The following is a 26,456-nucleotide window of genomic DNA, read 5'->3' as shown; positions in this document are numbered from 1 at the left end:
AAAGTTTAATCAGCCCGTACCAATTAAACAGTTAAAGGATACATTATTGGATGCCCTGTAAAAAGAGCCATCCTACGATGGCTCTCGAATAAACAAGTACTCCCATCTAGGGGATTTCATCATTAAGTATCTTTGCCCATAACTCTTACTTACGGTTATAAAAGCTTTTCTTTATTTATGAGCTAAGCGAGTAGCTATTTTTTCACCAAGACGAAGCTCTTGTCCACTCTTTAATTCCTGCACTACTTCTATCATATCTTTTTCAAACAATAACACAACTGTTGAACCAAATGTAAAGTATGCCATTTCTTCACCTTTTTGAACAGTGTCTCTCTCATGCAAAAGCTCAATACTATTAACAAACATGGCACCTACTTTTACAAGAGCCATATGCTCGCCATCACTGCTTACTTCTGTAACAGAACGATAATTTTTTGACAGTGGTTCTTTCCCGTATTCCATACCAGCTGCATTTACCGGATATGATTTTCTACCGAGTACAAATCTTTCAGTCACAGAACCAGAAAGCGGACTATGAATACGATGATAATGACTTGGGCTTAAATAAATAACCATATATGTACCACCTGCATATCGCTGTGCACGTTCTTCATTACCTAGCATATCCACAATCGAATAACGCTTTCCTTTAATATCAAATGTTTTTGTATCCTCAATAGGACCATGATCTGCAAAAACACCATCAACAGGACTAACGATACTCGATGCATCTGCATCAATACTACGCTTTCCTTCTTTTAGCTTACGCGTAAATAATTCATGCAATGTTCTATATTCCTTCAAACCCTTTTCCATCTCATCTTGATTAATTTGAAAAACTTTCGCATACGATGGAATAATGATAGAGCTCAAACGAGATTGTGCAAATTTACGTAATATATAAGAAGTAAAGCGACCATTTGTAAGTTCTATCATAAGTCGATATAATGTACGTCGCAAATTGCGAAACCCCCTAATCAGTCTATAACTTTAGTTTTCCCTTCTTTTCTTTCTATATCATATGTAAAATTGGTTCTTATTCCCACATATCATATAAAGCAGCCTTATTATACATACAGAAAACTAAGTATGGTATTATTCTTAAATTATTTAGCACCTTCTAATATTACAGATAGAATCCGTCATTTTCAACAGTGAACATGTATTTCTTCTTAGCATAACGCGTTTTCTTTTCTTATTTACAATAAGAAAAGCAGCCCATTTTAAAATATGGCTGCTTCTAATACACTTTACTCTTTCGCTTTTTTCTCTTTCTCTGCCCTTACAAACTCGTGGAACATTTTCATTAAAGCACGCTTTTCGATCCGTGATACGTAGCTTCTAGAAATACCAAGTGCCTTAGCGATTTCCCGCTGTGTTTTCTCCTTATCTAGCCCAAGTCCAAAACGTTTCACAATCACTTCTTTTTCTCTTTCGTCTAAAATATCGATATACTCTTTAATTTTTTCTAACTCCATACTAAGCTGAATCATATCAATTACATCTTCAGACTCTGATTTTAATATATCAATAAGCGATATTTCATTGCCCTCTTTATCTTGCCCGATCGGATCATGAAGTGAAACATCTTTTTTCGTTTTCTTTAGTACACGTAAATGCATCAAAATTTCATTTTCAATACAGCGTGCTGCATACGTCGCAAGCTTCGTTCCCTTTCCTGCAGAATAGCTCTCGATCGCTTTAATGAGCCCGATCGTACCAATTGAAATTAAATCTTCTGCATCTTCTCCTGTGTTCTCAAATTTTTTAACGATATGAGCTACAAGCCGTAAATTATGTTCAATTAAAAGATTTCTCGCTTGAGCATCACCTTGCTCCATTAACTCTAAGTACTTTCTCTCATCATCTGATGATAACGGCTGCGGGAACGCATTATTCTTTACATAAGAAACAAAGACAAACACTTCTCGAACCATGTATCCAATTGCGGCGAATAGACTCAAACCTTTCACCTCCGCCAAAATAGTGGTCTTTATTATGTGTATGTGGGCGTGAGGTTGTTTGTGTCTGTACAGTTTATTTATAAAACTCAACACTTCCAACATTTAAAATATTTTATCGTTATATTATAATTAAATAAAATTGTTATTTATATGAATATGCTATTAAAGGGGACACTATTCATGATTACATTAGATCGATTATTAAATGTAACAATTTATTTAGGGGTATTTTTACTTTTCATTTCGTTCATTACTTTTGTTATTAAAAGAGGGCCTGATTTATTATTTTTTCAATTTGGAATTTCTTTATTTTTTGGAGCTCAAATTATAACTGGAATAAATTTTTTTCATAACTATGGTTTCTCGTTTCACTCAAAACTAGAACTACTTATCTTTATTTTCTATGTAATTGGAATTATTACATGTATACTACTGTTCTTTCACTTTCAAAATCCGTATCGAATTTTTTTATTAATTTGTAGTTTTTTATTTTTAACTGGTTCCAATTATTACTTTAAAGAAACATTAAATTTTAGTAAAAAAACTCCAAATCAACATAAAACTTTTTTAAGTACACAAGAAGACTCTTTTCCAAAAGAAGTCCGTAAATTTTCAGAGGATTATAATAACATAATAAGGAATGATTTTTATGAAATACCGATGATTCCTACTGAATTACAGATTACAAGCAAAAAAGATTCTTCCCATAGTACATCTTTCTTAGTTGAACTTCATAATAGCGAGAATGAAATTACTGATGACTCTGTACAATTAACTCCATCAGACCGTTTTTATATACTGTTAAATACACAAAAAACAAAAATATCAAAAATAGTATATGAAGGGCAGAATTTTTTCACATTTACAGTCACACTAAAAGCTTTTAATTTACAGCAAGAACCAGAAATTCATAATATGTTTTTAGAAATAGATAAACGTAGAGCGATGAATCTTCTTAATTTTGAAATTAAAGCCCATACTAAAGAATGGAACGTAATATTTAAAAGTGATAATTCTTCTTCCCATCTTCCTATCACATTTACTTTTGAAAAACGAACAGGCAAAGTATAAAAATAAAAAGAGTTATTTTCTTTGAAAAATAACTCTTTTTATTTTACTTACTCCAAATCTTTCTCCCAGTTTTGGCATCAATATAACGAATTTCTCGACTACAATCAAAAGGTTCTTTATGTTTTTCATCTGTCGTTTGTTTGTACAGTAGTTTGTACTTGGTTTCCTCTGCATCATGATCTACAAACCATTCTAATTTAACTCGGATAGCCTCTCTGTATATTTCTAATGCTTTTTCTTTTGTTACTTTTGGTGTTGTTTCATATGTAAGTAATTCTTTTATAAAGTTGCCACACTCTCCAGAGTAGTGCATCACAGCACCATTTTCTGCATTGATGTTGATCATAATATATTTCCGCTCTACATGAATGTCATTTACATAGATTGAAAAGGAAAACCTCTCTATCCCCTCTTCCTCCTCATAATTATCCCAAAGTTGAACATACTTTGTCGCATCTGGGATAATATGCTCTAAAAATTGAAGTGCCTTGCTTAAACATTGCTCTCTTGATAAGATTGTTTTCCTTTTTTTCTCATCCTTCCACATAAAAAAAGAAAGCAATTGATTTGTTTCTTTATCTAGAGTAATTACAACGAATTCATCATGTTTCAACATTGGAAAATGTTTTTTATAAAACTCATCCATTGAATATGAATCCTTCTCTTCTATTTCTTTTTGTAATTCTTCTTTTAATACAAATTTTATCCGGACTTCATCCTCATCTACTTTTTCATCTATTTTGACAAACTTCCCCTTGTCCCAATCAAATAAATCAAACACATCTTTTTTTTGACTACTCTTTAGCGGTTTATCAACAAGTACTGTAGAAGGTAATTTATAATGTTCTGGCCCGTATAAATCTTTGCCTGTACTTGCATCAATAAATGCATGACTAGGCTCTGGTTCATATACAAGATGGTACCCTTTTACTTCTTCCCCGTTTTCATACTCCCACGAAGAGTATGTTAAATCTACAAATACAAGTCTCATATCTTGTCTAGCTTTCAAATTTTCTAAAACGACGTTCTCCTCAACAATTTCACTTGGCCATGACGGCTTTTTCTCTATCGCTTTTTGTCCATTATAATGGAAATTCACAATATTTCCTGAAGGATGAACTCGCACAACACACCCTGTATTCGGCAATGGATAGCCATTCACTTCTTGCATATAATTTACTTCTTTCCAACTGCGCCTGTCATCCTTAACAGTTACATATGTATAAAATTCAGATCCTTCTTTTGTATATTTTTTTAAGAATGTATTTGCAATCGCTCTTGCTTTATTTTCCTCTATCGCTTCCTCACCGCTCGAAAAAGCTTTTTCATCCTCTATCCTAAGGTCAACTAAACTACCAGTATGTCTATTCAACGTAATCTGTATTGTTCTCTCCTCATCCGCTTTATGCTCCCACCATAATAGATGATATGGGTCATCCACACCTTCTTGATCATCTACAACAAGCCTATAATCATCTGGAATGTTAATAATATGAGCCACCTGCTCTTTTCTTTCTTTATCTTTTTGATTCATCATACCGCTCCCTTTATTACAATTTAAGGTAATTATAACAAACACAACCAAAAAATATAAACAAAAAAAGACTAGAGATATCTCTAGTCTTCTACTTCGTCTCACGATGCAACGTTACTCGCTTTAATCGTGGACAATATTTTTTTAGTTCGATGCGCTCTGGATTGTTTCGTTTATTTTTTTTAGAAATGTAATTACGATCACCGCACTCCGTACAAGCTAGTGTAATATTTACACGCATATGTAATTCTCCTTTCTTTTTAAGATCGCAAACTAAAACGTAATGATTACGATTTATATATTATATAACTTCATTCTATTTGTCAATTACAAAACAAAAGGGTCTAAATAGAACCCTTTTGTTTAAGTAATCTATGCTTTGTATTAAAATGTTTCGTATGTAACAAACTCACTAATCGGCTTTCGATATCCTCGTGGGCGAGTTTTAGTCGTATCACTTTTTCCTATCGTAATCATTAAAACAGGTACTATATGCTCCGGCATATTTAATTCACTTTGTACTGCTTTTTCATCGAAACCAATCATTGGACATGTATCATAGCCATAATATTTAGCTGCGTACATAAAAGTCATCGCGCTTAACGAAGCATTTCTAATCGCTTCATCCTCCATGAAACGCTCTCCTTTTCCTTCATATAAACCTTTCGTTTGCCTAATTGTATCTTCATATTCACATTCATCAATCATTTTTAAAACTTTCATACCGAAGTAAATATTTTCAACATTTTGGTATGCTTTTTTATCACCACAAACGAGCACTACCGCTGATGCACTCGATACTTTATATTGACCGAAAGCTAATTCTTTTAATCTTTCTTTTCGCTCTTGATCACGAATTACAACATAATGTGTGTGCTGCAAATTATAGCAAGATGGAGAAAGCTTAGTTAACTCAAATATTTTTTTAAAGTCCTCATTAGAGATTTCTATACCTTGTATAAATTTCATTGCAGAACGTCTAGCAATTGCTAATTCTTCAAAGTTCACCATATATCCTCCTCAATAACTATAAATTTAACTATAAATTTAAATATACATTAATTTATACAAATGGATAAATAAAATAAAAACACTTTAAATTCGAATAATAATTATGATTAACAGCAAAAAAGACAAAAAGCTGAAACAATTAGTTCATACGAAATTCACACGAATCTATTACTATAGAAACTGTACATAGTGAACTTATTAACAATCACGTTTATTTATATAAAATCTTACTCGAAAGGAGTTGAAAGTATGAAAACTAAATATCGCTTTATGATCTCATCATTTGCTGCTTGCGCTTATATGATTTGGTATTTAGTATAATAACGACCTCACTTGCAAATAGGAAAAGGTGTGTATATAAATGGAATATAATCAATCAACAGTTAACTACTGGAAAGCTTTTGTATTACCATATACATTTGCTTTAGAAGAGTTAAAAACTAAATTTGAAATTATGAACCGGGAAGCTCAATTTCTAGAGGATTACAACCCGTTTGAACATATAAAAACAAGACTAAAACAACCTGAGAGTATTATTAAAAAACTAGAGCGCAAAAGCTTATTACCAACAGTTGAAAACGCTCAAACACATTTACAAGATATTATTGGTATTCGTATTACATGTTGCTTCGTAGAAGATATCTATCATTTGAAAGAAGTCATTCAAAAACGCGAAGATATGGAAGTCATAGAAGTAAAAGATTATATCGCTAACCCAAAACGAAACGGATATAAAAGTTTACACATGATTATTAAATACCCTTTATCATTAAATTCTGGTACAAAAGATGTATTTGCAGAAATTCAGTTACGTACACTGGCAATGGACTTTTGGGCAAGTTTAGAACACAAACTTTATTATAAATATGAAGGGAAAATACCGGAGTATTTAAAAGATGAACTACATGATGCAGCAATGAAAGCTGAAGATCTTGATAATAAAATGGCCACAATTCGTCAAGATATTGATGATATTGAGGCATGCTCAAATCAAATTATGCTACCACTATAAAAAAAGGTTCTCGCCAATGAGAACCTTTTTTTATACCATTTTGGGAAATATGACTCCTACACTTATTAAAGTTTCACGTTATTTTTTCTCTATTATTCGAACCTCTTCAATCTTCCATTTATCCTCTTCTTTTCCAAGGGCATACTGTACTTTCTTTTGAAGAGTAATGCTGTCGTCTACTTCCTTTTCTTTCGTTTCAACAATAACATACCCTACTTTACTAACTTTCATATCTATATGTTCCAATTCAATTTTCTTATTTCCCTTTTGAAATGCGGCTTCTTTTTGTATTTTTAAGTCTTCGGCACTAGGCATCTTCTTTGAAAATAACTCCATATGTTCTGCAAGATTTTTTTCATTCGTCGTTCGCACAAATGCATTAATAACATCTTGAATAGATCTCTCTTCTTCTTTTGGTATTTGTACCTTTTCCTCAGTTTTTTGAGTAGTAGATTTTTGTTCTACGTTATTCTCTTCTTGTTGACATCCAACTAGTAATACTACAAATACTAAAAGGAACCTTAATTTTCTAAATAATTTTTCCATATTCCCAACTCCTAAAAAGAAAAGTGAGGCATTTCGCCTCACTTTCGCTCTTAATTAGCGTCTTCCTTTATTCGGATCGCCACCGCCAACAATATCAAAGACACGTTTCGCTATATTTGTATTCTCTTGAACGCCAGAGAACAAGTATTTACCTGGACCAAATGCATACACGTTCACATCTTCCCCTGTATGTCCACCCGTTGTCCAGCCTGTAACCGAGCGCTTATTGAAAATATCTTCAATTGCATTATCAATCTTTGTTACATCTTTTGACGGAGCTATATCATTTACAGCTTGAATTTCTTCTGGAGTTAATTGTAAATCAATATACTTTTTCAATGTTTCTTCTACATTTGCACCTTTTGCAATCTCATTTGCCATAAAGTCTGGTGTGCGCTTTGCAGCTTTAATTGGTTCTACTTTAAAGTTATACTCGCCATTGGCACCTAAAGATAAGCCACCAGTAGCGTGATCTGCCGTTGCAACAACTAACGTATTTTTATCTTTTTTCGCAAACTCAATCGCTGCTTTGAAAGCTTTTTCGAAGTCTTCCATTTCACTCATTGCACCAACAATATCATTATCATGTCCAGCCCAGTCGATTTGACTTCCTTCCACCATTAAGAAGAAACCATTTTTATTTTTGTTCAAACGCTCAATTGCTGCATTAGTCATTTCTTCTAATGAAGGTGTTTTTTCATTACGGTCAATCATTTTATCTAATCCACCTGGTGCAAATAAACCAAGAATTTGATCATTTTTATCATTTAACAATTGATCTCTATCCGTTACATAGCTATAACCAGATTTCTTAAACTCTTCTGTAAGATTACGATCTTTTCTAACAAAGTTCTTTACGCCGCCGCCAAGCATAACATCTACCTTATGCTTCCCTTTAATTTTTTCATCAAAATAATCATTTGCAATTGCGTCCATATTTTTACGGCTAATGTCATGCGCACCGAAAGCAGCTGGTGTTGCATGTGTAATTTCAGAAGTTGCAACGAGTCCCGTTGATTTCCCTTTTTCTTTCGCTTGCTCAAGAACTGTTTTCACTTCCGCTTTATCATTATCAACTGCAATTGCAGCATTATATGTTTTAATCCCTGCTGACATAGCTGTTGCTGCCGATGCAGAGTCTGTAATATTTTCATGTTCATCTTCTGGGTATGTTTTTTGTGTTCCTACAAGATGCTTATCAAATTCTGTAGATTCCATTTCAAAGGTTTTCGGATTATCTTTCATATAACGGTGAGCCGTCATATATGAAGGGCCCATACCATCCCCAATTAATACGATAACATTTTTAATCTTTGCATTGCTTCCGTTCTCATCTGCATTAACCTCACTAGAACGAGTAAAATTCCATGTTGCTACCGAAGTAACTGCTAATGATGCCACAACTGCAAATGGCCATGCTTTTTTCACAAACTTTTTCACTGTCTTGTCCCCCTAATTAGGTTATTCATTTCCCACTATCAAATTTAATGGAAGACTATTAAGAGAAAATTAGCTGTATGTAAATTTTTTGTTAACTTATGTAAATATCAGTTATAATTTGTATAACTTTGTCTTTTGGTATCAATCATCCCGCCCTTTACAATTTAAATATAAACAAGTTGGATTTCATTTATTAACCTAAATCTCTTTTTTACATTTTGACTCTATTTTTATGAAAATAAATAGAAATGCGGTGAGCCTTTATGAAAATAGTAAAGCTAAATGAGTCTTTTATTTTTGAATTACTTAATCTTTGCAAATCTGTTGGATGGTTACACGATGAAATTTTTATGAAAAAACAATTCGAAATGTATCTTTCTATCGGCACACTTGTAGGTTACATTCATGAAAACAAACTCATTGCGACTGGAGGAGTATTTCCCTTTACACGTAACTTCGCTTCCATTGGTATGTTAATCGTTCACCCTAATTTTCAAGAACGAGGAATAGGGCGCATGTTGCTAAATCATTGCTTGGAACAAATTCATCCAAAACAACCCATTGCACTTATTGCGACAAAAGCTGGCGAACCTCTATACACATCATGCGGATTTCAAACAGCAACAAAGATTCATCGTTTTGAAAAGCAAACTATTAAGACGGACCCTTCTCACTTACAAGAAGTACAAGAAGAAGACCTTATATCTCTTACTTCTCTCGATCAAATTGCAACTGGTATGAATCGTTCTCTACTTTACTCTTTGCTACTACCAAGGGCCGTACACTCTTTTAAAATTGAAAGAAATAACTGTATAGAAGCTTTTTCATTATGCATACAAAAGGGCAATATATTATGTATCAATCCACTTATCGCCAAGCAAGAAAAAGATGCTATTCAATTATTAAAAAAGATATGTGAATGTTGGAATGGTATAGTACGAATTGATGTCCCACACTCACAATTTACATTTCGTAAATTTCTTCAAACAGAAAATTTCCAAGAAACGCTCCTTTCACCGCTTATGATAAAAAATGGTAGCCGACTTCCTGGAAATCGTAATATGCTATTTGCTATGATAGATACAGCGTTATGTTAGAAAGGAGACACCTAATTGAAGCGATTTAGCTATTTTATGGTAGGTTGTCTTACTCTTACACTATTAGTAGGATGTAGTGCAACAGAAAAGCCAGTAGAACAAGTAAAGCAAGTGAAAAATACAATTACAGCGAAACTAGCTACCGAGGAAAAAATGGTAGAAATAGATGGTCAAACCATTTACTTTAAAAAAATTGGTAATGAAAAACCACCTTTACTTATGATTCATGGCTTTGGAGGGTCATCAGATGGTTTTCAAAAGATTTACTCCGATTTAGCAAAAGATCATACAATTATTTCTGTAGATGCTTTAGGATTCGGGCGCTCATCTAAACCAATGGATTTTTATTATTCTTTTCCAACTCATGCAAATTTGTATTATAAATTAATGAAAAAACTAGGGTATGATTCATTCGCAATACTGGGTCATTCCATGGGGGGAGAAATTTCTCTAAATTTAACATATTTATATCCTGAAGCAGTTACTCACCTTATTTTAACTGATGCTACAGGTGGCCCTCATACATTCGTTAATAAACAAGGCTCACCAAAACCACAATTGTCGACTGATTTAAATGCCGTTTCTTCTATTGCAGATTATGATGAAAGCAAAGTGAAATTCAAACGTAATGATGAAGAGCATTATAATAAAATGAAATTATGGCCTAGGCGTCTTAAAATTAATGCAAATGAAATGAAACAGCCAACTTTAATTATATGGGGAAGAAATGATAGTAGCGTTTCATGGAAAGAAGGAGAAACGTATCATCAATTCTTAAAGAATAGTACCTTCCATATTATCGAAAAAGGTTATCATGCACCGTTTCGTCAAGAGCCACAAGAATTTGTTGGTTATGTAAAAGAATTCTTTAAAAACAATCCGATACAATCTGAAAAATAACATAAACGGGTATCTCATTTTGAGATACCCGTTTTCATATATTAAGCAGCTTGCTTTTGGCGTTTTTGAGTTTTTGATCCTAATACTTTTGGGATAACGAAGCCGTCAATTCCAAATTTACCAGCATTCATACCAGAAACCAGAACGAACATAGATAAGATAACCATTTCAGGATTCACTCCAATTGACCCACTAAACATATAGGAAAAGTTCATTACAAGGCCAAAAAAGACCGCTGTTTTTGTTAAACAGCCTACAATTAAACCAATTCCTACTAAAATTTCTCCCCATGTTACAAGTGTATTAAACAAATCTACATTTGGAATTGCAAATTCTTGTAAGAATGATGCCCACCAAGATTGAACAGCCGGTTGTGCACCTTTAGATTTTTCAATTGCACCTTGCAAATAACCTGTTGCATCGAATCCTTTCCCTTGTAGTTTACCGATTCCAGCCATTAACCATGTGTAACCAAGATATACTCGAATTACTGCTAATACAAAAGAAACTGCTTTGTTTTCTCTTAAAAATTGAATAACCATATCTTCCTCCTAAAGTTGTAATTAAATTAGTTACAGATAATATAATAACATTAGTTACTTATTTTTCAAACGTTAATTATGAATAATCCGTGACATGTGTATGAAACATTAAAAACTAACGTTTATATAGTAACTTTTATTACCTGTAAAAACTTGAACATATCATACCACAGGTGATAATCATTTTCATTGAAAAAATTGTAAAAAAAATGTGAGTTAAATGTGAAACACGTTTATTCGAATATAGAATAAACGTGTTTCACACTAATTATAGAATCGAAATGTATGTGTCTCCTCATCAATTAAACTTGCTTCTTGAAACGCTTCTTCTAACGTTTTCCCATGGTTAATAACCCCATAAAATAAGCGTATAGTAAACATAAGTGCTGCATTTCCATCTACATAATCAATCGATCCAATATACGATTTCGCACCACTATGTAAAAAAGATTTTGCTAGATTTTGCTCCCCTAACGTGCACCCGCTATTTACAATATGTGTATTATGCAATTTTGCATATTCATAAATTTCTTCTGTACCAAAATACCCTCTCGGTTCATCTTGTTCATATACTTCTTCGCCTAACTCTTCCATGACAAACTTCCCTTCTTCACCATGAAAGCAAAAAATAATATAATTAATACCATTAAATAAGTTCTTTCCAGAAAGAACTTCCACAAAATCTTTCGGTCTACCAATCCAATATGTCACAACCCTTGCACCAAAATATTCAAGAGATGCTCGGATTGATTGCGCCTCTAAATCCGAATTAAAACCAACTACTAATGCAATATTCAACATACAACCCCATCCTATAATCAGCCCTTATCAATCAGAATTTTATGGTATAAATCCATTTCATATATGCCCGTTTCCTGCAAAAAATCTGATCTAGTTAAAACGACTTTCTGTAAATATTGCCTATATGCTGTAATTGTTCCATCGTGGGATACAATGCAAATTCTTTCAACACTCAGTTCATAACACCAAAGAAGAAATTCATCTACTATTTGCTGAAAACTATTCTTTGAAATAGTGTTTATACCTTCCTTCCATAACTGATTATTTGAGCTTTTCTCTATCGAAAAATGCGGAAATAACTTTGTTATCATTCCCTGATCTACTATATAATCGCACGGTAATGTTCTCGCTTCTTCTCGATAAGGAAAAATACGCGGGGATACATATGGATGGACGATTTTTTGACAAGCTACCTTCTCACTCCATATTGTCGCCGTTTGTAAAGTTCTAAGTGTAGGACTAGCAATTAATATATCCGTTTCTTGCAATGGCACATTGCATTGAAGTAATTTAGCCTGATTCCTTCCCTCATCCGTTAATGGGGGATGCAACACTTGTAAACTTGACGGCAAGTCCTTTGTATGTTCTCCTTCACCGTGCCGAACAAAGACGAGTTTCATACCCACCCTCCTCTCTCTATGAAATCCTTCAACATAATTTCTTCCCTATCTCATCCATTATTCCTGCTATATAAAAAACCGATATGTCAAATACTTTTTACAAGAGAGAGGGGAATCACAAATATGAAATGGATAACCATCTTAATCGGAATGATCATATGGGTATATATAAACGGATTTTTTAGTAGTGATAAAACTGCTAATCCTTGGATTACAGATGATGAACGGGAAACAAAAATTAAGCAGAAAGCAATTATTGCAAGCTGGTCTGGTGTTTTTATGTTTTGTATCATTAACCTCTTAAACAAATGGTTAGGTGTAGAAACGAGCAACGCGTCACCTTACTTACCACCTTCTGTCGCAACTATTTTAAAAGAAAATGTAGAGCTACAAATTTTATTTATGCTATTTATTACGTATGGCATATTTTACGTATACTATAGAAGAAAACTAAGTGCTTAACTTTTATCTCATGATTATCCTCCTAAATGGTTATAGTAATTAGAACGAAATGAAAGGAGCGATATAAAAATGAGTAACTCGAATGATTTTTTAGATACACTGCATGAAAAACAAGCAAAAGATGAACAAAATAGAAAGCGCCAAGGGAACGGAAACCCAGCGAAAAAAAAGCCAAATAAAACGCATAAATAACAATAAAAACCTGCCTAAAATTATCTTTTAGGCAGGTTTTTTATTCTTCTTTTACCGAAATGACATTTTCCCAATTCCATTTCTCATAATACCACTCTGGTACATCTATATTTTCAATCCACTTCTTTTCTTGCTTTCCATCACTATTGGCAAGCCATACATTGGCTTTCTTACGGTCTGAACGTATCCATATTAAGTGATTGTTCTTCTTTATAAAGATTGGATGATAATCACCCTGCTCATGAGGTGGCTTTGTAATTTGATGTTGTTTATCGCTTGTACGATCAATCTCATATAAAGATGGCAGTGGCCTTTTTTCCGGCGGAGTTTCTATTCCTGCCTCTTTTGCCCTCGAAACGATAATTACTTTGTGGTTCTTCCATGCAAAATCCCAATCGACATATCCTTTCGGCGTAAATGTGTTCTGCTGAAGTACTGGCAATTCTTTTACTTTTAAATGTTTATTCTCTAACGCAACTCTCCCGCTTCCTTCAATATAGGCTAATATGTTGCTAGATGGCGCCCATTTGAACCATTGTGTGTTTAATAACATTTGGTCTATCTTTTCAAACCGGCTGCCATCTGCTCGAACTAAGCAAAGCGTATTACTATCAGCTGACCATGAAGCTGTCGGTACCGCTAAAAATGAAATCCACTTTCGATCTGGTGACCACTCAAATCCACTTGCAACTAGCGCTAGAAAATCATCATGCTCATTTGGCAATGCATACAAATGCTTCATTTTGTGAGGATTCATATGTGCATCTTTTTGCACTTCATATAGCTGGGCTCCTGTCCATCCTGTTGGAAGTAAGTGTGCTTCAGATGATATAAGAAAGTTCTTTCCATCAGGGTACCATGCATAATCACCTACACCAGCTGATACATTTTCAAAATCAGCATTCTTTTTTTCTACCTCAAATGTATGTAATGTACCTGTAAATATAAATGCAATTATATTTTCTATTGGTGACCATTGATAATTTGATACTTCTAAGTGAAACGGCGTAACTTTCTTTCCATCTTTCAGCCGATATAACTCAAGAGTACTTTGTTTCTTCCCTTTTACATATGCTAGCCACTCCCCATCATATGACCATTTCGGTCCTGTTATGTATTCTCCTTTTGTAAGTTGTTTTTCTTTTCCATCAACTTTAATCCAGAGGTCATGATGACGAATAAAAGCAATTTTCACTCCACTATTTTCTGCTTTAGTAATAGTAATTGAACTTAAAAATATGAATAATAATGCGGTGACACTTGCTATAGCCTTTTTCATAACACTCCTCCATTTCCCTCATAGCATTCCTCAATGTCCACCTACAATATGTGAAAAATACCTATTCGACATAATCAGAAAAAATTTCTCAAGAAATTTTCAATTCATAGAGGATTAGTATGAATTATACCGAAAATATAGTTTAGCTAACATCCGATTATGTAATTTAAGAGAAATTTGTAAGATTATATTTCGGAATATTAGCACTTTTTATTAGGGGGAGTCTCAATGAAAAAAACTACATCTACACTATTAAGTATGGTACTCGTCTTTTCTAGTTTTGGAGCTTTAAGCGCTCATGCTGAATCAATACAAAAGGAGAAGCAATTTAGTCCACAATTAAAAACAACGATTGAACAGTGGGGAGAACATAAAATTGCTCAAAATGTTGAAACGAAAACAACAAAAGAAATATCTGTAATTGTAGAATTGCAACATGCGCCTCTTGCTGCGCAAAGTAACATTCAGCATGCTCCAGATTTACAAAATAGTAATGCACAGTCTTATCATGCCGAGCTAAAAAAAGCACAACAAGAGACGACTAAGAAAATAAAAGAAAAAGCACCTGGTGCAAAAATTAAAGAAGTTTATAATACGTTATTTTCCGGTTTCTCTATTTCAGTTCCAGGAGATCAAATTACTGCTCTTGCTTCTTTACCTGAAGTAAAGACAATCTATCCGAACTTAACATATAAATTGCACGAAACAACGAAAAGCGCTACTAACGAAGAAGTACCTAATATCGGTGGACCGACAATTGGTGCGCCTAAAGCTTGGAATTTAAAAGACCCCTCTGGCAAACCTCTTGATGGAAAAGGTATGAAAGTAGCTATTATCGACTCTGGCGTAGACTATACACACCCTGACTTAAAGGCAAATTATATTGGTGGATATGACACTGTCGATGAAGACAACGATCCAATGGATGGTAACGTACATGGTACTCATGTAGCTGGAATTATTGCTGGTAATGGAAAAATTAAAGGCGTTGCTCCAAATGCTTCTATTTTAGCTTATCGTGTCATGAATGACGGTGGTACTGGTACAACAGATGATATTATTCAAGGTATTGAACGAGCGATTCAAGATGGTGCTGATGTGTTAAATCTATCCCTTGGACAAGATTTAAATGTACCTGATCAGCCTGTAACTTTAACGTTAGAACGTGCAGCAAAGCTTGGGGTTACTGCAGTCGTTTCCAATGGAAATGATGGTCCAAAACCTTGGTCTGTTGATGCACCTGGGAATGCAAGTAGCGTGATATCAGTTGGAACATCTACAGTTTCTATTCCGTTTCCAACATTCCAAATAGCTGGTTCCAGCAAAACCTACCAAGGATTACCGTTATCAAAATCAGATTTCCCAATAGGAAATGCTTCTCCACTTGTATATGTTGGCTATGGTAATCCAAGCGATTATGCAAAACAAGATGTGAAAGGAAAATTTGCACTTGTTTTACAAGGTACTTCTAGTACGTTAGTAAAAGCTGAACAAGCGAAGCAAGCTGGTGCAATTGGTGTACTATTCATTTCTACAGAAAAAGAAATCAATATTATGCCTGAATACTTTACACGTGAAAACCTAGCCCTTCCAGTTATGCAATTATCCAATGTAAACGGTGAAGAGTTGAAAAACTTAATTACAAAGCGCAAGAAAAATATAAAAATTAGACAACCGGTTCCGACTGAATTAATTGGAAACTTTAGTTCCAGAGGTCCGTCACAAGGAAGCTGGCTTATAAAACCAGATATCGTTGCACCTGGCGTACAAATTACTAGTACAGTACCACGAGGCGGCTATGAATCGCATAACGGAACAAGTATGGCTGCTCCGCAAGTAGCTGGAGCGGTTGCCCTCCTGCGTCAAATGCACCCTGATTGGACGACGGAACAATTAAAAGCATCACTTGCCAATACAGCAAAAACTTTAAAAGATGTTAATGAAAATACGTATCCTGTTATGACGCAAGGATCTGGCTTAATTAACATTCCAAAAGCTGTTCAAACAAATGTATTAGTAAAGCCTAACAATATCAGCTTCGGTCTTATAAAGCCAAACAGTGGTAAAGTAAAACTGATGCAAAATATTACGTTACAAAATCTTTCTAGTAAAAAGAAAAGCTTTTCAACTCGTGTAGAATTACTAGATGCAACCACAAAAACAAAAGTAAAAGATTCTGTTCCTTCATCGATTAGCGTACAACCAAATAGTAATACGGAAAAACCATTTACTATCACTGTCGATAGCTCACTACCACAAGGTGTGTATACTGGGAATGTATATGTAAAAGAGCAAGGAGCAAAAGAAGAAATTCGAATTCCATTTACATTTAGTATCGATCCTAAAGATTATAAACGAATTGATGGTCTCGAAATTGTGAATTCTACTTTTAGTCCAAACGGGGATAACATATTAGATGATAATCTCATCAACTACTATTTAGTTTCTCCTGTTGAAGATGTAACGTTACATGGTAACTTAGTTACAAAAGAACGTGTGACATACGAAGGAATCATTTATGAAGGTAAAAATGAAACAGCAGGTTATAAACCGTTCAAATGGGATGGTACAAAAGTAGATGGATCACCACTCGCGGATGGTTTATATCAAATTGAAGCAGTTGCTTCTAATTCTGGCGGAGAAACAAAGCAAACAGCTGCTGTATTCCTTGATCGAACTGCACCTAAGTTAACACATGAGGTTGACCAAGAAAATCTTGTAATTAGAGGAAAAGTTGATGATATTCTACTAGATTGGATGTCAGAATCTGGTTGGATAGCACCTGGCATTCCAGTGAGAATGCAATATGAAACTAACGGAAATGGTGTATGGGAACAGGCATTCCTGAACCCTTGGGAGAAAAGCTATGACATTTATTTCGATCGTACTCAATTACAAGAAGGAAAAAATACTATTCACATTGTAGCAACTGATGCAGCTGGCAATACCTCTAATTTAACTGTTAATTTAGAAGTGAAATAAAGTGAAACTTTAATCAGTGGAGATTTCGTTCATCCCCACTGATTATTAGCCTTCACCAATCGGGGGTTCACGAGCAGTTAGGCTCCCATCTTACTTCTTTACTTCCACTGAATTTTGAGGTAGGAATTTTACTGCTCATTAACACGGGATAAAAAATTTTTGTTGACAATTTTTTTAATATAGTTTTATAATACAAAACATAGTTTAGTTGAACGAATTATATATCGGCTTTGAAGGAATACTAGTAGCGACTTATATCACTGTCTCAGAGAACTGATGGTTGGTGCGAATCAGTACATATACAAGCGTGAATTACAATTCTGGAGCTTCTTTCCCGTAATGCTTTTTATGCATGAAGAGAAAGACGGATCTTTCCGTTATCGTAAAGTGAGTGGTAAACAATTAGTTGTTTACAAATAGGGTGGTACCGCGATTTTTATCGTCCCTATCGGATTTTCCGATAGGGACTTTTTTGCATCCATCCTCTTACACAATTTCATATATACGCGTTGAAAGAATCGCAGTAGTATCTTATATCCCTGTTACAGAGAGCTAATGGTCGGTGGAAATTAGCACATATATAAGTATGAATTACAATTCTGGAGCTTCTTTTTCGTAGTGCTTTTATGTATGAAGGAAAAGACGGAATTTTTCCGTTATCATTAATTGAGATGTAAGTATATTTTCACTTACAAATAGGGTGGTACCGCGATTCTTTCGCCCCTATCGGATTTTCCGATAGGGGCTTTTTCTATTTCTCATAGAAACATATGTTAAATAATTCCGAATCTTATGATAAAATTTTATAAGCGCTTACAAAAATGAAAGGAGGTGATACAAGCTATACGAAATCGATATTCAATTTTATTGAAAAAAAGGAGGATGTCTAAATGACAAAGAAAACAGAAATTCCATCGCATTTAAAACCATTCGTATCCACACAACATTATGATCAATACACACCGGTGAATCACGCTGTGTGGCGTTATATTATGAGACAAAATCATAGCTTCTTAAAAGACGTTGCTCATCCAGCCTATGTGAACGGACTACAATCATCTGGTATTAATATAGATTCAATTCCAAAAGTAGAAGAAATGAATGAGTGTTTGGCACCAAGTGGCTGGGGCGCTGTAACGATTGACGGACTTATTCCCGGCGTAGCATTCTTCGATTTTCAAGGACACGGATTACTACCAATCGCAACAGATATTCGGAAAGTAGAAAATATCGAGTACACACCAGCTCCAGATATCGTACACGAAGCCGCAGGACACGCACCGATTTTACTTGATCCTACATATGCAAAATATGTGAAACGTTTTGGGCAAATTGGTGCAAAAGCTTTCTCTACAAAAGAAGAACATGATGCATTTGAAGCTGTTCGTACATTAACGATAGTAAAAGAAAGTCCTACTTCTACTCCTGATGAAGTTAAGGCTGCTGAAAATGCTGTAATTGAAAAACAAAACTTAGTTTCTGGTTTATCAGAAGCTGAACAAATTTCACGTCTTTTCTGGTGGACAGTAGAATATGGATTGATTGGAAATATAGATGATCCAAAAATATATGGTGCTGGTCTCCTTTCTTCTGTTGGCGAAAGCAAACATTGCTTAACAGACGCTGTAGAAAAAGTTCCATTTTCTATCGAAGCATGTACAGGGACAACTTATGACGTAACAAAAATGCAACCACAACTATTTGTTTGTAAGTCCTTTGAAGAATTAACAGATGCGCTTGAAACATTTTCTAAAACAATGGCCTTTAAAACAGGTGGAAAAGAAGGTTTAGAAAAAGCAATTCGCTCTGAGAACTATGCAACAGCTGAGCTAAATAGCGGATTACAAATTACAGGTACATTTAGCGAGACAATTGAAAACGATGCAGGTGAATTAATTTACATGCGAACAAATTCGCCAACAGCATTAGCGCTTCATAATAAACAGTTAGCGAATCATTCTACTTCTGTACACAGTGACGGATTTGGAACACCAATTGGATTACTCACTGAAAATATTGCATTAGAAAATTGTACAGACGAACAACTACAATCATTAGGAGTTACAATTGGAACTATCGCTGAGTTTACTTTTGCAAGTGGTATTCATGTAAAAGGAACAGTAACAGATATTGTGAAAAACGATAAGAAAATTGCCCTTATTTCCTTTATCGATTGTACAGTTACTTATAACGCCCGCGTTTTATTTGATGCTTCATGGGGCGCATTTGATATGGCTGTTGGCTCACAAATCACTTCAGTATTCCCAGGTGCCGCAGATGCAGCAGCATTTTTCCCAATGGATGAAGAAGTTCAAGAAATTCCTGCTCCACTTGTACTGAATGAACTTGAACGTATGTATCAAACAGTTCGAGATATTCGAAGTGAGGGGATTTTACATGACGCGCATATCGATCAATTAGTAGCAATTCAAGAAGTATTAAATAAATTTTATGCGAAAGAATGGTTGCTGCGCCTTGAAGTATTAGAGTTACTTTTAGAGCATAACAAAGGGCATGAAACATCGGCAGCATTACTACATCAACTTTCTACTTTCACAACTGACGAAGCTGTAACACGCCTTATTAACAATGGTCTTGCGTTACTTCCAGTAAAGGATGTGAAAAATGATGCTAAGATTAACTGAAGAAGAAGTTCACGAGGAATTATTGAAGGTAGATAAATGGATGGTAAAAGATGAGAAATGGATTGAACGAAAATATATGTTTTCCGACTACTTAAAAGGAATCGAATTTGTCTCTGAAGCCGCCAAACTATCAGAAGAACATAATCACCATCCATTTATCCTTATCCAGTATAAAGCAGTTATTATTACTTTGTCATCTTGGAATGCAAAAGGTTTAACGAAACTAGATTTTGAGCTTGCAAAACAATTTGATGAACTATTTTTACAAAACGAAAATGCAATTATAAGAAAATAAAAAAGAGAAGCCTTTTTAGGCTTCTCCTTTTATTTTGAAATGGATACAATGTCCAAATGGATCCTCGACTTGTAATATTCCATCTTTGTACGTAGCAATCTTGCCAATATTTTTTAAGCTTTCACATACTTGCTCTTTTTGTTTTTCATCCGCTAGTACAATTGTGAAATATTTTAAACCAACAGAACCTGGCATTTGCGGTGGCACCCCTTCACCTTGCCACGTATTTAAGCCGATATGGTGATGATAACCACCTGCTGATACGAACAACGCTCCATTACGAGCTGGGATCGTTACTTCAAAACCAAGACCATCAACATAGAAACGTTTCGCTTCCTCTAAATCAGCTACATGGAAATGAATATGCCCCATCACAGTACCAGATGGAAATCCATTCCATGTACTTCCTTGCTGTAATAATTCTTCACCAGCTAACGGGTTACTAACAAATGGGAGTTCTCCATTCTCATCACGCCAAACTTCTTTTTGTCGATCATGATAAATTTCAATCCCGTTTCCATCTGGATCAGCTAAATAAAGAGCTTCACTAAAGTAATGATCGGCTCCGCCATGTAGTGGATATACCATCTCTACAAGATGACGAAGAACATTCGCTAAATCCTGTCTACTTGGTAATAAAATTGCGTAATGATATAACCCTGTTCTTGCTCTTTGCTTCGGAAAAGCTTCTTTCTTTTCTTCAATGATAAGAAGTGGTTCATCATTTTCATTCCCAAATGTAACGACTGCTTCTTCTTCTTTTAGCACCTTCATACTTAGTACTTCCGTATAAAACTCTAGTGATTTCTTTACATTAGATACGTATAAATGAACAACATCAAGTGTTGTATCGGGATGAAGTTGAAAACTCATCTTGTTAGCCCCCATTTAAATTAGTTCTTCTTTGACATTTTTTCTTTTAAGAAATTATCTAAAAAACCATCAGCTTTTGCAACAAATAAGTATGCACCCATTGCTAATAATGCAAGTTCTAATTCGAAACCAGGATTTTTTCCATCTCCCAATAAACCAGCTGACCATTTCACTTTTACGATTGCTCCAACCATAACAAGTGCAAATAATAATCCAATATATCTTACACCTAAACCTAGAATTAATAATAGGCCTCCAACTAATTCAAATGTTGCTACACCGTATGCAAGTCCTCCTGGTAAACCAATGCTTGTAAACCACCCTGCAATATTGTCAATTCCTGATTGGAATTTTGTTAAACCGTGCATGAAGAATGTTACCCCTAACACGATACGAATAATTAAGTTACCAATATGTTGATTCATTTCTTTCTCTCCTTTATAGTTTTCTTATACAAATCTTTTATTTATATTACAAAACATACACTAATTTTTTTTATTCGTCAATTCATTTTCACTGGGAAAATATATATTTTTTTTGCTATGATACAAATAGTTGTTTACAAAAAGGAGCTTGATTTTATGAATATTGGTTCTGCAATACGTGAAATTCGTCAACGTAGAGGCATAACAATCGCACAAATTTGCGAGGGAACAGGTCTTTCTAAAGGATTTATGAGTCAGGTTGAAAATAATAAAACATCACCATCTATTTCAACTTTAGAAACGATCTCCAACTTTTTAAACGTTCCCCTTCCCTATTTATTGTTAGAGCAAAAAGATCGATTAAAAATTGTCAAAAAAGAAGAACGGAAATACAGTGTATACGGAAAAGATGAACAAAGAATTGAACATGTCGCTGAGCAAGGGGGCCTTCGCCTATCTTTAGTAGAAATACCTACTGGATTCCCGAAAGAAAACTCACCAAATGCCCATGAAGGGGAAGAATGTCACCTTGTATTACGCGGAAAACTAGAAGTTCAGCACGGTGAAGATATTGCAATTGTAGAAGAAGGTGATTCTTTCTCATGGAATGCATGCGTTCCTCATATTGTTCGTAATATAGGAGAAGAAACTGCATTACTACTCATCTCTAGTTATGCGGAAAATCGAAAACGTGTTTACTAAATAATAAAAAAGAAGCCTGCTAAACAGGCTTCTTTTTTATCCCCTTATAATTCCATAACTTGTCCCCACTAGTACAGTCTTTTCGTGTTGATTGCGATAAACTGACTCGATTGAAACTTTTTTATAGCCTTCCATTTGCTCAACATTTGTTAAAGTTAATTCACAAGTGATTGTATCTCCTGTGAAAACTGGTCTAATAAACTCACTTACTAATTCTCTTGCTATGTAATGTAATTCTTCGCCTACTTTCGTTCCAATGCTAGCAGTCAATAAACCATGGACCATTAATCTTCCATTTTCATCATATTCCACATGGTGTCTGCCTTTATCTCCGGTAATATTTGCAAATTCAAAAACCTCTTCCTCAGTAAATCTTCTTTCATATTTAAATACATCCCCAACTTTTATGCTCATTTTTATCCCCCTAACAATAAACAGAATTTTCTTTTATTTTATCATAAAATGAGCCTCAATCCATTCTCTATTATCAATAGCCTCAAAATTACCTCGCTAAACTTTTTACTTTTCATTCATTTATCGGTGACCATCTCTTCTCGCGACTTGATATCCATAATACGCACATGTTCCATTTCTCGATAGCTCTCTAACTTCAAATCCACAGCTTCTATAAAAATCAAAATTGTTCGCAGAAGTATGTGCAAACCAGTCACCATGTGGTAGCTTTTGCAAACAAAGAGCGACAAGTTTCTTACCTAATCCCTTCCCTCTATATTCACATTTCACAACTAAATTTACTATGTTCGCGACCATGATTCCATCAGAAATGACTCTAACCATCGCAACCATCTCTTCTTCATCCCAAATTGTGAATGCCCATGTTGAATTTTCAAATGCTATCGTGAATTTTTCAATTTGCCAAGAAGGGATATTATCATTGCTCCAACCGGCATCTTCGAATAAAGTCTTAATTGCATATGCAGGTACACCATTCGTTCCCTCACGAATAATAAGTCCATTATGATAAATGTACATGTAATCCCCCCTTTATTTTTATATACCATTCTTCAAAAAATGAAATTAACCTTTTTTCATCCAATGCGCCTAATGGAATAAACGAGAACATCCATCCCATGAAATGAAGTTGTTTTCTCATAACTAAGCCCCGTTTTTCTAGCAACAAAGATTGAGGCGGGGTGGTCCGGATTAATAAGAGAAATTAATTTATTCATTCGTAACGCTTGGAAGCCATAGTCTCGAAATGCTGCCGCTGCTTCTTTCGCATAGCCTTTTCCCCAATACTGAGGTAATAACCAATAACCAATTTCAATTTCCTCTTTTCCATCTATCTGCTGCTTTACTAATCCTGCATGACCAATCCGTATCCTCGTTTCCTTTTCAATTAATACAAATAAACCGAGGCCATTTTTATAGCTAGGAATTACCCACTCCTCCAAACTTTTTTTACATTGCATATATGTTTTTAACGTCCCATTTCCAATATAGCGCATTACTTTTTCGTTTCCCCATAGTGAAGCGTAGAACTGTAAATCATCCATTGTATATTTACGAATTTGTAAACGGTCTGTATGAAACATTCCTTCACTCCTTTCTACTAATTTCTTCTTAATTTCACGATCATATTTTGTATGCACAATAAATGTTACCATTTATTATAAATGAATCAACTACATAACGCAGAATATTCAATCTTATAGAAACAAAAAAAGCAGTAGACAAATATTGTCTACTGCATCCATATCATAACTAGCATAAAGAAAACTACAATTGAGGGGGGTGTAGGATTTTCAAATATACTAGATACTTATCCCGTTCTAACGGGCGGTAAACTTTCCAATTGTTTCAAGTGAAAAGTTTACCGCACATAAGAACTTCCTTCGTTCATTAAGATAGTATTGCTAAATAATCATATACACGCTTAGCTTTCTCTCCACCCATTCGTGCATGCTGAAGAAGAGAAATACCATGAGGACCAGATGCACGTAATGCTTCTGGTTGAGCTACTAAAATAGCTTGTACGACTTCTAATTCCCCAAGCATAGCTGCCGCGAAAATATCCATACGAGCACCCTTTTCTAGTAAATAAAGAGCAATATCTTTACGACCTACATGTGCCGATGCGCCTAACGCACTTTCCCAATCTGATCCACCCCAATTATAAGAGGCGTGAAGTAAGCTTGGTGATTCAACCAATAGCTCTTGTACTTTCTCTAAATCCCCGTGAGCTGCCATAACAAATTCTCTTACTAATTCAGTGGTAATACGCTCTTCTGTTTGCATCGCTCTTCTCCCCTTTTAAAAATTCGTTTCGGTGTAAAAAAAGGCTTGTCACTTCCCTGAAAAATATCTACATCTATGCCAAATACATGTTGAAACATTTCGTGGCATAGTACTTCTTCTGGTATACCATCATACTGAATTTTTCCTCGCTTTAATACAAGTAAACGATCGCTATATTGAGCAGCTTGGTTAATGTCATGTAAAACCATTATAATTGTCATTCCAAACTCCTCATTTAATCGTTTCACAAGTTCCATTACTTCCAACTGGTGAACGATATCTAAAAAGGTTGTTGGTTCATCCAATAATAAGACATTTGTACGTTGCGCTAGCGTCATCGCAATCCAAGCACGTTGCCGTTCCCCTCCTGATAAAGAATGTAAAAGACGATATTCATACCCTTCAAGATTTGTAACAGACAATGCCCAATCAACAATTTCTTCATCTTCTTTATTTAAGCGGCTACTCCATGATTTATGTGGACCTCTTCCGAACTCAATTAGTTCTTTCACTGTTAAATCTAATTGATGATCATGCATTTGTGGTAACATTGCTAATTGCTTCGCTACATCAGCACTCTTCATCATATGAATATTTTTCCCATCTAAAATGATGTCCCCTTCGCTTTGTTTCAGTAGCCTTGCTATTAAACGAAGCAAAGTAGATTTTCCCGATCCATTCGGACCAATTAAACTAACGATTTCTCCAGCCTTAATATGTACATTCATATTTTGCATTTGAAATCTTTCAGAGTGTGCGTAAAACACTTTGTTAACGGAAATCACTTTGTTTTCCTCCTCTATGAATTAAATATAAGAAGAACGGACCACCTAAGAAGGACAGTAAAATACCAACAGGCAATTCGATTGGGTCAAACCAACTTCGAGCTATTGCATCCGCAAAAACAAGTAATACCCCGCCGCCAAGGCATGATAAAGGTAGCAAATATCTATAATCATTTCCAACTAATAAACGTAGCATATGTGGTACGACAAGACCGACAAATCCAATAAGACCAGACACACTTACTGCAATTCCAGCTAATAATGTACTTACTACGATTAAATAAAACCGACTTTTTTCCACATTATGTCCTAATAACTTTGCCATTTCATCTCCAAGCATTAACACTCGAATATGCTTAATACCAAAGAAAGCTAATATAATGGCGAATATTGCATAATAAATAATCATGTTTAAATGTGCCCAACTTACACCACCAATACCGCCCGCTAGCCACGGTAACACCGATTGTACTTTGTCACTATGTAATAACATTAATGCTGACGTTGCTGCACCAATTAATGCATTGATCGACACCCCTACTAAGACGATTCTTGAAGGTGGTGCCCCTTTTTGCCATGATAAAGCATAAATAACCATCGCTGTTATGAAAGCTCCTAAAAACGCCCCTAGTGGTAAAAAAGCTAGATGCTGTGGGAATAAAATCATGATGACAATTGCTACAAGGCCTGCTCCAGATGAAACTCCGATAATACCAGGATCTGCAAGAGGGTTTCTCATAACCCCTTGTAGCAGTGTACCAGATGCAGCTAAACATGTTCCTACTATAAACCCAATAAGCACTCTCGGTATGCGAAGATCCCATACAATTCGATGAACTGTCGAACCTTCCTCTTGTATACCTGTTAAAATATCTCGTACAGAAAAGGATAAACTTCCTGCGAAAAGACCGTAAAAGAGAACTAGGATTGTTAATACAACTAAAGTGAATGCTATTATCCATCTTTTTTTCGCAAAAGGATGTTCCTTTTCTCTTACTACTTCACTACTTTCCATACGT

At 34.8% G+C, this 26,456-nt stretch carries 29 protein-coding genes and 2 other annotated features; of the genes, 10 read left to right on the top strand and 19 right to left on the bottom strand.

The annotated features are described in order from the left end of the window. Positions 1-171 precede the first annotated feature (171 nt). Both CGQ22_RS02915 and sigK read right to left on the bottom strand, forming a co-directional pair. Positions 172-960 (bottom strand): phosphatidylserine decarboxylase, encoded by a 789-nt coding sequence (locus CGQ22_RS02915; RefSeq protein ID WP_001254988.1) that lies wholly within the window; start codon positions 958-960, stop codon positions 172-174. 290 nt (positions 961-1,250) lie between these two features. Next, positions 1,251-1,964, bottom strand: a complete 714-nt coding sequence (sigK, locus tag CGQ22_RS02910) for an RNA polymerase sporulation sigma factor SigK (protein ID WP_000051382.1) — start codon at positions 1,962-1,964, stop codon at positions 1,251-1,253. A 150-nt stretch (positions 1,965-2,114) separates the two neighbouring features. Here sigK and CGQ22_RS02905 point away from each other — a divergent pair, with 150 nt between their 5' ends. Continuing rightward, positions 2,115-3,035, top strand: a complete 921-nt coding sequence (locus CGQ22_RS02905; protein ID WP_003302736.1) for a hypothetical protein — start codon at positions 2,115-2,117, stop codon at positions 3,033-3,035. Between the two features lie 43 nt (positions 3,036-3,078). On the opposite strand, the gene CGQ22_RS02900 is transcribed toward CGQ22_RS02905, so the two are convergent. The 3 genes from CGQ22_RS02900 to CGQ22_RS02890 form a co-directional block, all read right to left on the bottom strand. Then, on the bottom strand, positions 3,079-4,572 hold the full coding sequence (locus tag CGQ22_RS02900) for a YcdB/YcdC domain-containing protein (RefSeq protein WP_003302734.1): 1,494 nt from the start codon (positions 4,570-4,572) through the stop codon (positions 3,079-3,081). An 88-nt stretch (positions 4,573-4,660) separates the two neighbouring features. Further along, entirely contained in the window at positions 4,661-4,810 is a 150-nt protein-coding gene (gene rpmG, locus CGQ22_RS02895) for a 50S ribosomal protein L33 (protein ID WP_001265617.1), read from the bottom strand. Between the two features lie 143 nt (positions 4,811-4,953). Then, positions 4,954-5,580, bottom strand: coding sequence for a nitroreductase family protein (locus CGQ22_RS02890; RefSeq protein ID WP_000245986.1), 627 nt, complete (start codon positions 5,578-5,580; stop codon positions 4,954-4,956). A gap of 361 nt (positions 5,581-5,941) precedes the next feature. Between CGQ22_RS02890 and CGQ22_RS02885 the strand changes: the two genes are divergently transcribed. Next, positions 5,942-6,592: a GTP pyrophosphokinase gene (locus tag CGQ22_RS02885; RefSeq protein ID WP_000456230.1), complete on the top strand. Its 651-nt coding sequence runs from the start codon at positions 5,942-5,944 to the stop codon at positions 6,590-6,592. Between the two features lie 78 nt (positions 6,593-6,670). On the opposite strand, the gene CGQ22_RS02880 is transcribed toward CGQ22_RS02885, so the two are convergent. After that, on the bottom strand, positions 6,671-7,138 hold the full coding sequence (locus CGQ22_RS02880; RefSeq protein ID WP_000413045.1) for a hypothetical protein: 468 nt from the start codon (positions 7,136-7,138) through the stop codon (positions 6,671-6,673). Positions 7,139-7,192: 54 nt separating this feature from the next. Further along, complete coding sequence (locus tag CGQ22_RS02875; RefSeq protein ID WP_000714913.1) at positions 7,193-8,578, bottom strand: alkaline phosphatase; 1,386 nt, start codon at positions 8,576-8,578, stop codon at positions 7,193-7,195. 263 nt (positions 8,579-8,841) lie between these two features. On the opposite strand from CGQ22_RS02875, the gene CGQ22_RS02870 reads away from it, so the two are divergent. Together CGQ22_RS02870 and CGQ22_RS02865 are read left to right on the top strand one after the other, a co-directional pair. Next, on the top strand, positions 8,842-9,675 hold the full coding sequence (locus CGQ22_RS02870; RefSeq protein WP_000706690.1) for a GNAT family N-acetyltransferase: 834 nt from the start codon (positions 8,842-8,844) through the stop codon (positions 9,673-9,675). Between the two features lie 15 nt (positions 9,676-9,690). Continuing rightward, positions 9,691-10,575, top strand: coding sequence for an alpha/beta fold hydrolase (locus CGQ22_RS02865; protein WP_000819832.1), 885 nt, complete (start codon positions 9,691-9,693; stop codon positions 10,573-10,575). Between the two features lie 41 nt (positions 10,576-10,616). On the opposite strand, the gene CGQ22_RS02860 is transcribed toward CGQ22_RS02865, so the two are convergent. From CGQ22_RS02860 to CGQ22_RS02850, 3 genes are all read right to left on the bottom strand, one after another. Further along, a complete protein-coding gene (locus tag CGQ22_RS02860; protein ID WP_000236609.1) occupies positions 10,617-11,117 on the bottom strand; it encodes a DoxX family protein in 501 nt (166 codons plus the stop codon). 264 nt (positions 11,118-11,381) lie between these two features. Next, complete coding sequence (locus CGQ22_RS02855; RefSeq protein ID WP_000931926.1) at positions 11,382-11,918, bottom strand: hypothetical protein; 537 nt, start codon at positions 11,916-11,918, stop codon at positions 11,382-11,384. A 17-nt stretch (positions 11,919-11,935) separates the two neighbouring features. Further along, the gene (locus tag CGQ22_RS02850; protein ID WP_000779734.1) at positions 11,936-12,538 is read right to left on the bottom strand and encodes a histidine phosphatase family protein; all 603 of its coding nucleotides are present in this window, start codon (positions 12,536-12,538) and stop codon (positions 11,936-11,938) included. A gap of 123 nt (positions 12,539-12,661) precedes the next feature. On the opposite strand from CGQ22_RS02850, the gene CGQ22_RS02845 reads away from it, so the two are divergent. Together CGQ22_RS02845 and CGQ22_RS02840 are read left to right on the top strand one after the other, a co-directional pair. After that, the gene (locus CGQ22_RS02845; protein WP_000871283.1) at positions 12,662-13,000 is read left to right on the top strand and encodes a hypothetical protein; all 339 of its coding nucleotides are present in this window, start codon (positions 12,662-12,664) and stop codon (positions 12,998-13,000) included. Between the two features lie 69 nt (positions 13,001-13,069). Next, the gene (locus tag CGQ22_RS02840; RefSeq protein ID WP_000071861.1) at positions 13,070-13,192 is read left to right on the top strand and encodes a DUF4023 domain-containing protein; all 123 of its coding nucleotides are present in this window, start codon (positions 13,070-13,072) and stop codon (positions 13,190-13,192) included. A gap of 40 nt (positions 13,193-13,232) precedes the next feature. On the opposite strand, the gene CGQ22_RS02835 is transcribed toward CGQ22_RS02840, so the two are convergent. After that, positions 13,233-14,471, bottom strand: coding sequence for an eIF2A-related protein (locus CGQ22_RS02835; protein ID WP_089148278.1), 1,239 nt, complete (start codon positions 14,469-14,471; stop codon positions 13,233-13,235). Positions 14,472-14,699: 228 nt separating this feature from the next. On the opposite strand from CGQ22_RS02835, the gene CGQ22_RS02830 reads away from it, so the two are divergent. The 3 genes from CGQ22_RS02830 (at position 14,700) to CGQ22_RS02820 (ending at position 20,393) form a co-directional block, all read left to right on the top strand. Next, positions 14,700-17,453 carry a S8 family peptidase gene (locus tag CGQ22_RS02830; RefSeq protein ID WP_089148277.1) on the top strand — a complete coding sequence of 918 codons (2,754 nt, stop codon included), beginning with the start codon at positions 14,700-14,702 and terminating at the stop codon, positions 17,451-17,453. Between the two features lie 221 nt (positions 17,454-17,674). Next, positions 17,675-17,903, top strand: a binding site (T-box leader). A gap of 50 nt (positions 17,904-17,953) precedes the next feature. Further along, positions 17,954-18,181: a binding site (T-box leader), on the top strand. Positions 18,182-18,343: 162 nt separating this feature from the next. Then, positions 18,344-20,098: an aromatic amino acid hydroxylase gene (locus CGQ22_RS02825; RefSeq protein ID WP_000163215.1), complete on the top strand. Its 1,755-nt coding sequence runs from the start codon at positions 18,344-18,346 to the stop codon at positions 20,096-20,098. Next, on the top strand, positions 20,079-20,393 hold the full coding sequence (locus CGQ22_RS02820) for a 4a-hydroxytetrahydrobiopterin dehydratase (protein WP_000979536.1): 315 nt from the start codon (positions 20,079-20,081) through the stop codon (positions 20,391-20,393). The genes CGQ22_RS02825 and CGQ22_RS02820 overlap by 20 nt, the downstream gene beginning before the upstream one ends. A 15-nt stretch (positions 20,394-20,408) precedes the next feature. On the opposite strand, the gene CGQ22_RS02815 is transcribed toward CGQ22_RS02820, so the two are convergent. Beyond that, complete coding sequence (locus tag CGQ22_RS02815; RefSeq protein WP_000009836.1) at positions 20,409-21,266, bottom strand: VOC family protein; 858 nt, start codon at positions 21,264-21,266, stop codon at positions 20,409-20,411. A gap of 20 nt (positions 21,267-21,286) precedes the next feature. Continuing rightward, the gene (locus CGQ22_RS02810) at positions 21,287-21,691 is read right to left on the bottom strand and encodes a DoxX family protein (RefSeq protein ID WP_089148276.1); all 405 of its coding nucleotides are present in this window, start codon (positions 21,689-21,691) and stop codon (positions 21,287-21,289) included. A 156-nt stretch (positions 21,692-21,847) separates the two neighbouring features. Here CGQ22_RS02810 and CGQ22_RS02805 point away from each other — a divergent pair, with 156 nt between their 5' ends. Further along, positions 21,848-22,393 (top strand): helix-turn-helix domain-containing protein, encoded by a 546-nt coding sequence (locus CGQ22_RS02805; RefSeq protein ID WP_001020693.1) that lies wholly within the window; start codon positions 21,848-21,850, stop codon positions 22,391-22,393. A gap of 36 nt (positions 22,394-22,429) precedes the next feature. Here the strand turns inward: CGQ22_RS02805 and CGQ22_RS02800 are convergent, their stop codons facing one another. From CGQ22_RS02800 to CGQ22_RS02775, 6 genes are all read right to left on the bottom strand, one after another. Next, entirely contained in the window at positions 22,430-22,807 is a 378-nt protein-coding gene (locus CGQ22_RS02800; RefSeq protein ID WP_000025015.1) for a hotdog family protein, read from the bottom strand. Between the two features lie 120 nt (positions 22,808-22,927). Beyond that, on the bottom strand, positions 22,928-23,386 hold the full coding sequence (locus CGQ22_RS02795) for a GNAT family N-acetyltransferase (RefSeq protein ID WP_000276119.1): 459 nt from the start codon (positions 23,384-23,386) through the stop codon (positions 22,928-22,930). Between the two features lie 56 nt (positions 23,387-23,442). Further along, positions 23,443-24,021, bottom strand: a complete 579-nt coding sequence (locus tag CGQ22_RS02790) for a GNAT family N-acetyltransferase (protein WP_000256013.1) — start codon at positions 24,019-24,021, stop codon at positions 23,443-23,445. 235 nt (positions 24,022-24,256) lie between these two features. After that, a complete protein-coding gene (locus CGQ22_RS02785) occupies positions 24,257-24,652 on the bottom strand; it encodes an ankyrin repeat domain-containing protein (RefSeq protein WP_001192765.1) in 396 nt (131 codons plus the stop codon). Continuing rightward, positions 24,619-25,437: an ABC transporter ATP-binding protein gene (locus CGQ22_RS02780; RefSeq protein ID WP_000626529.1), complete on the bottom strand. Its 819-nt coding sequence runs from the start codon at positions 25,435-25,437 to the stop codon at positions 24,619-24,621. Before CGQ22_RS02780 ends, CGQ22_RS02785 begins: the two co-directional genes overlap by 34 nt. Continuing rightward, complete coding sequence (locus tag CGQ22_RS02775) at positions 25,424-26,452, bottom strand: FecCD family ABC transporter permease (protein ID WP_002164188.1); 1,029 nt, start codon at positions 26,450-26,452, stop codon at positions 25,424-25,426. The genes CGQ22_RS02780 and CGQ22_RS02775 overlap by 14 nt, the downstream gene beginning before the upstream one ends. Between the last annotated feature and the right edge of the window lie 4 nt (positions 26,453-26,456).

The organism is Bacillus sp. M13(2017) (assembly GCF_002218325.1).
In the GTDB taxonomy this organism is placed as follows: domain Bacteria; phylum Bacillota; class Bacilli; order Bacillales; family Bacillaceae_G; genus Bacillus_A; species Bacillus_A thuringiensis_K.
This window is presented reverse-complemented; position numbering and strand designations above follow the sequence as displayed.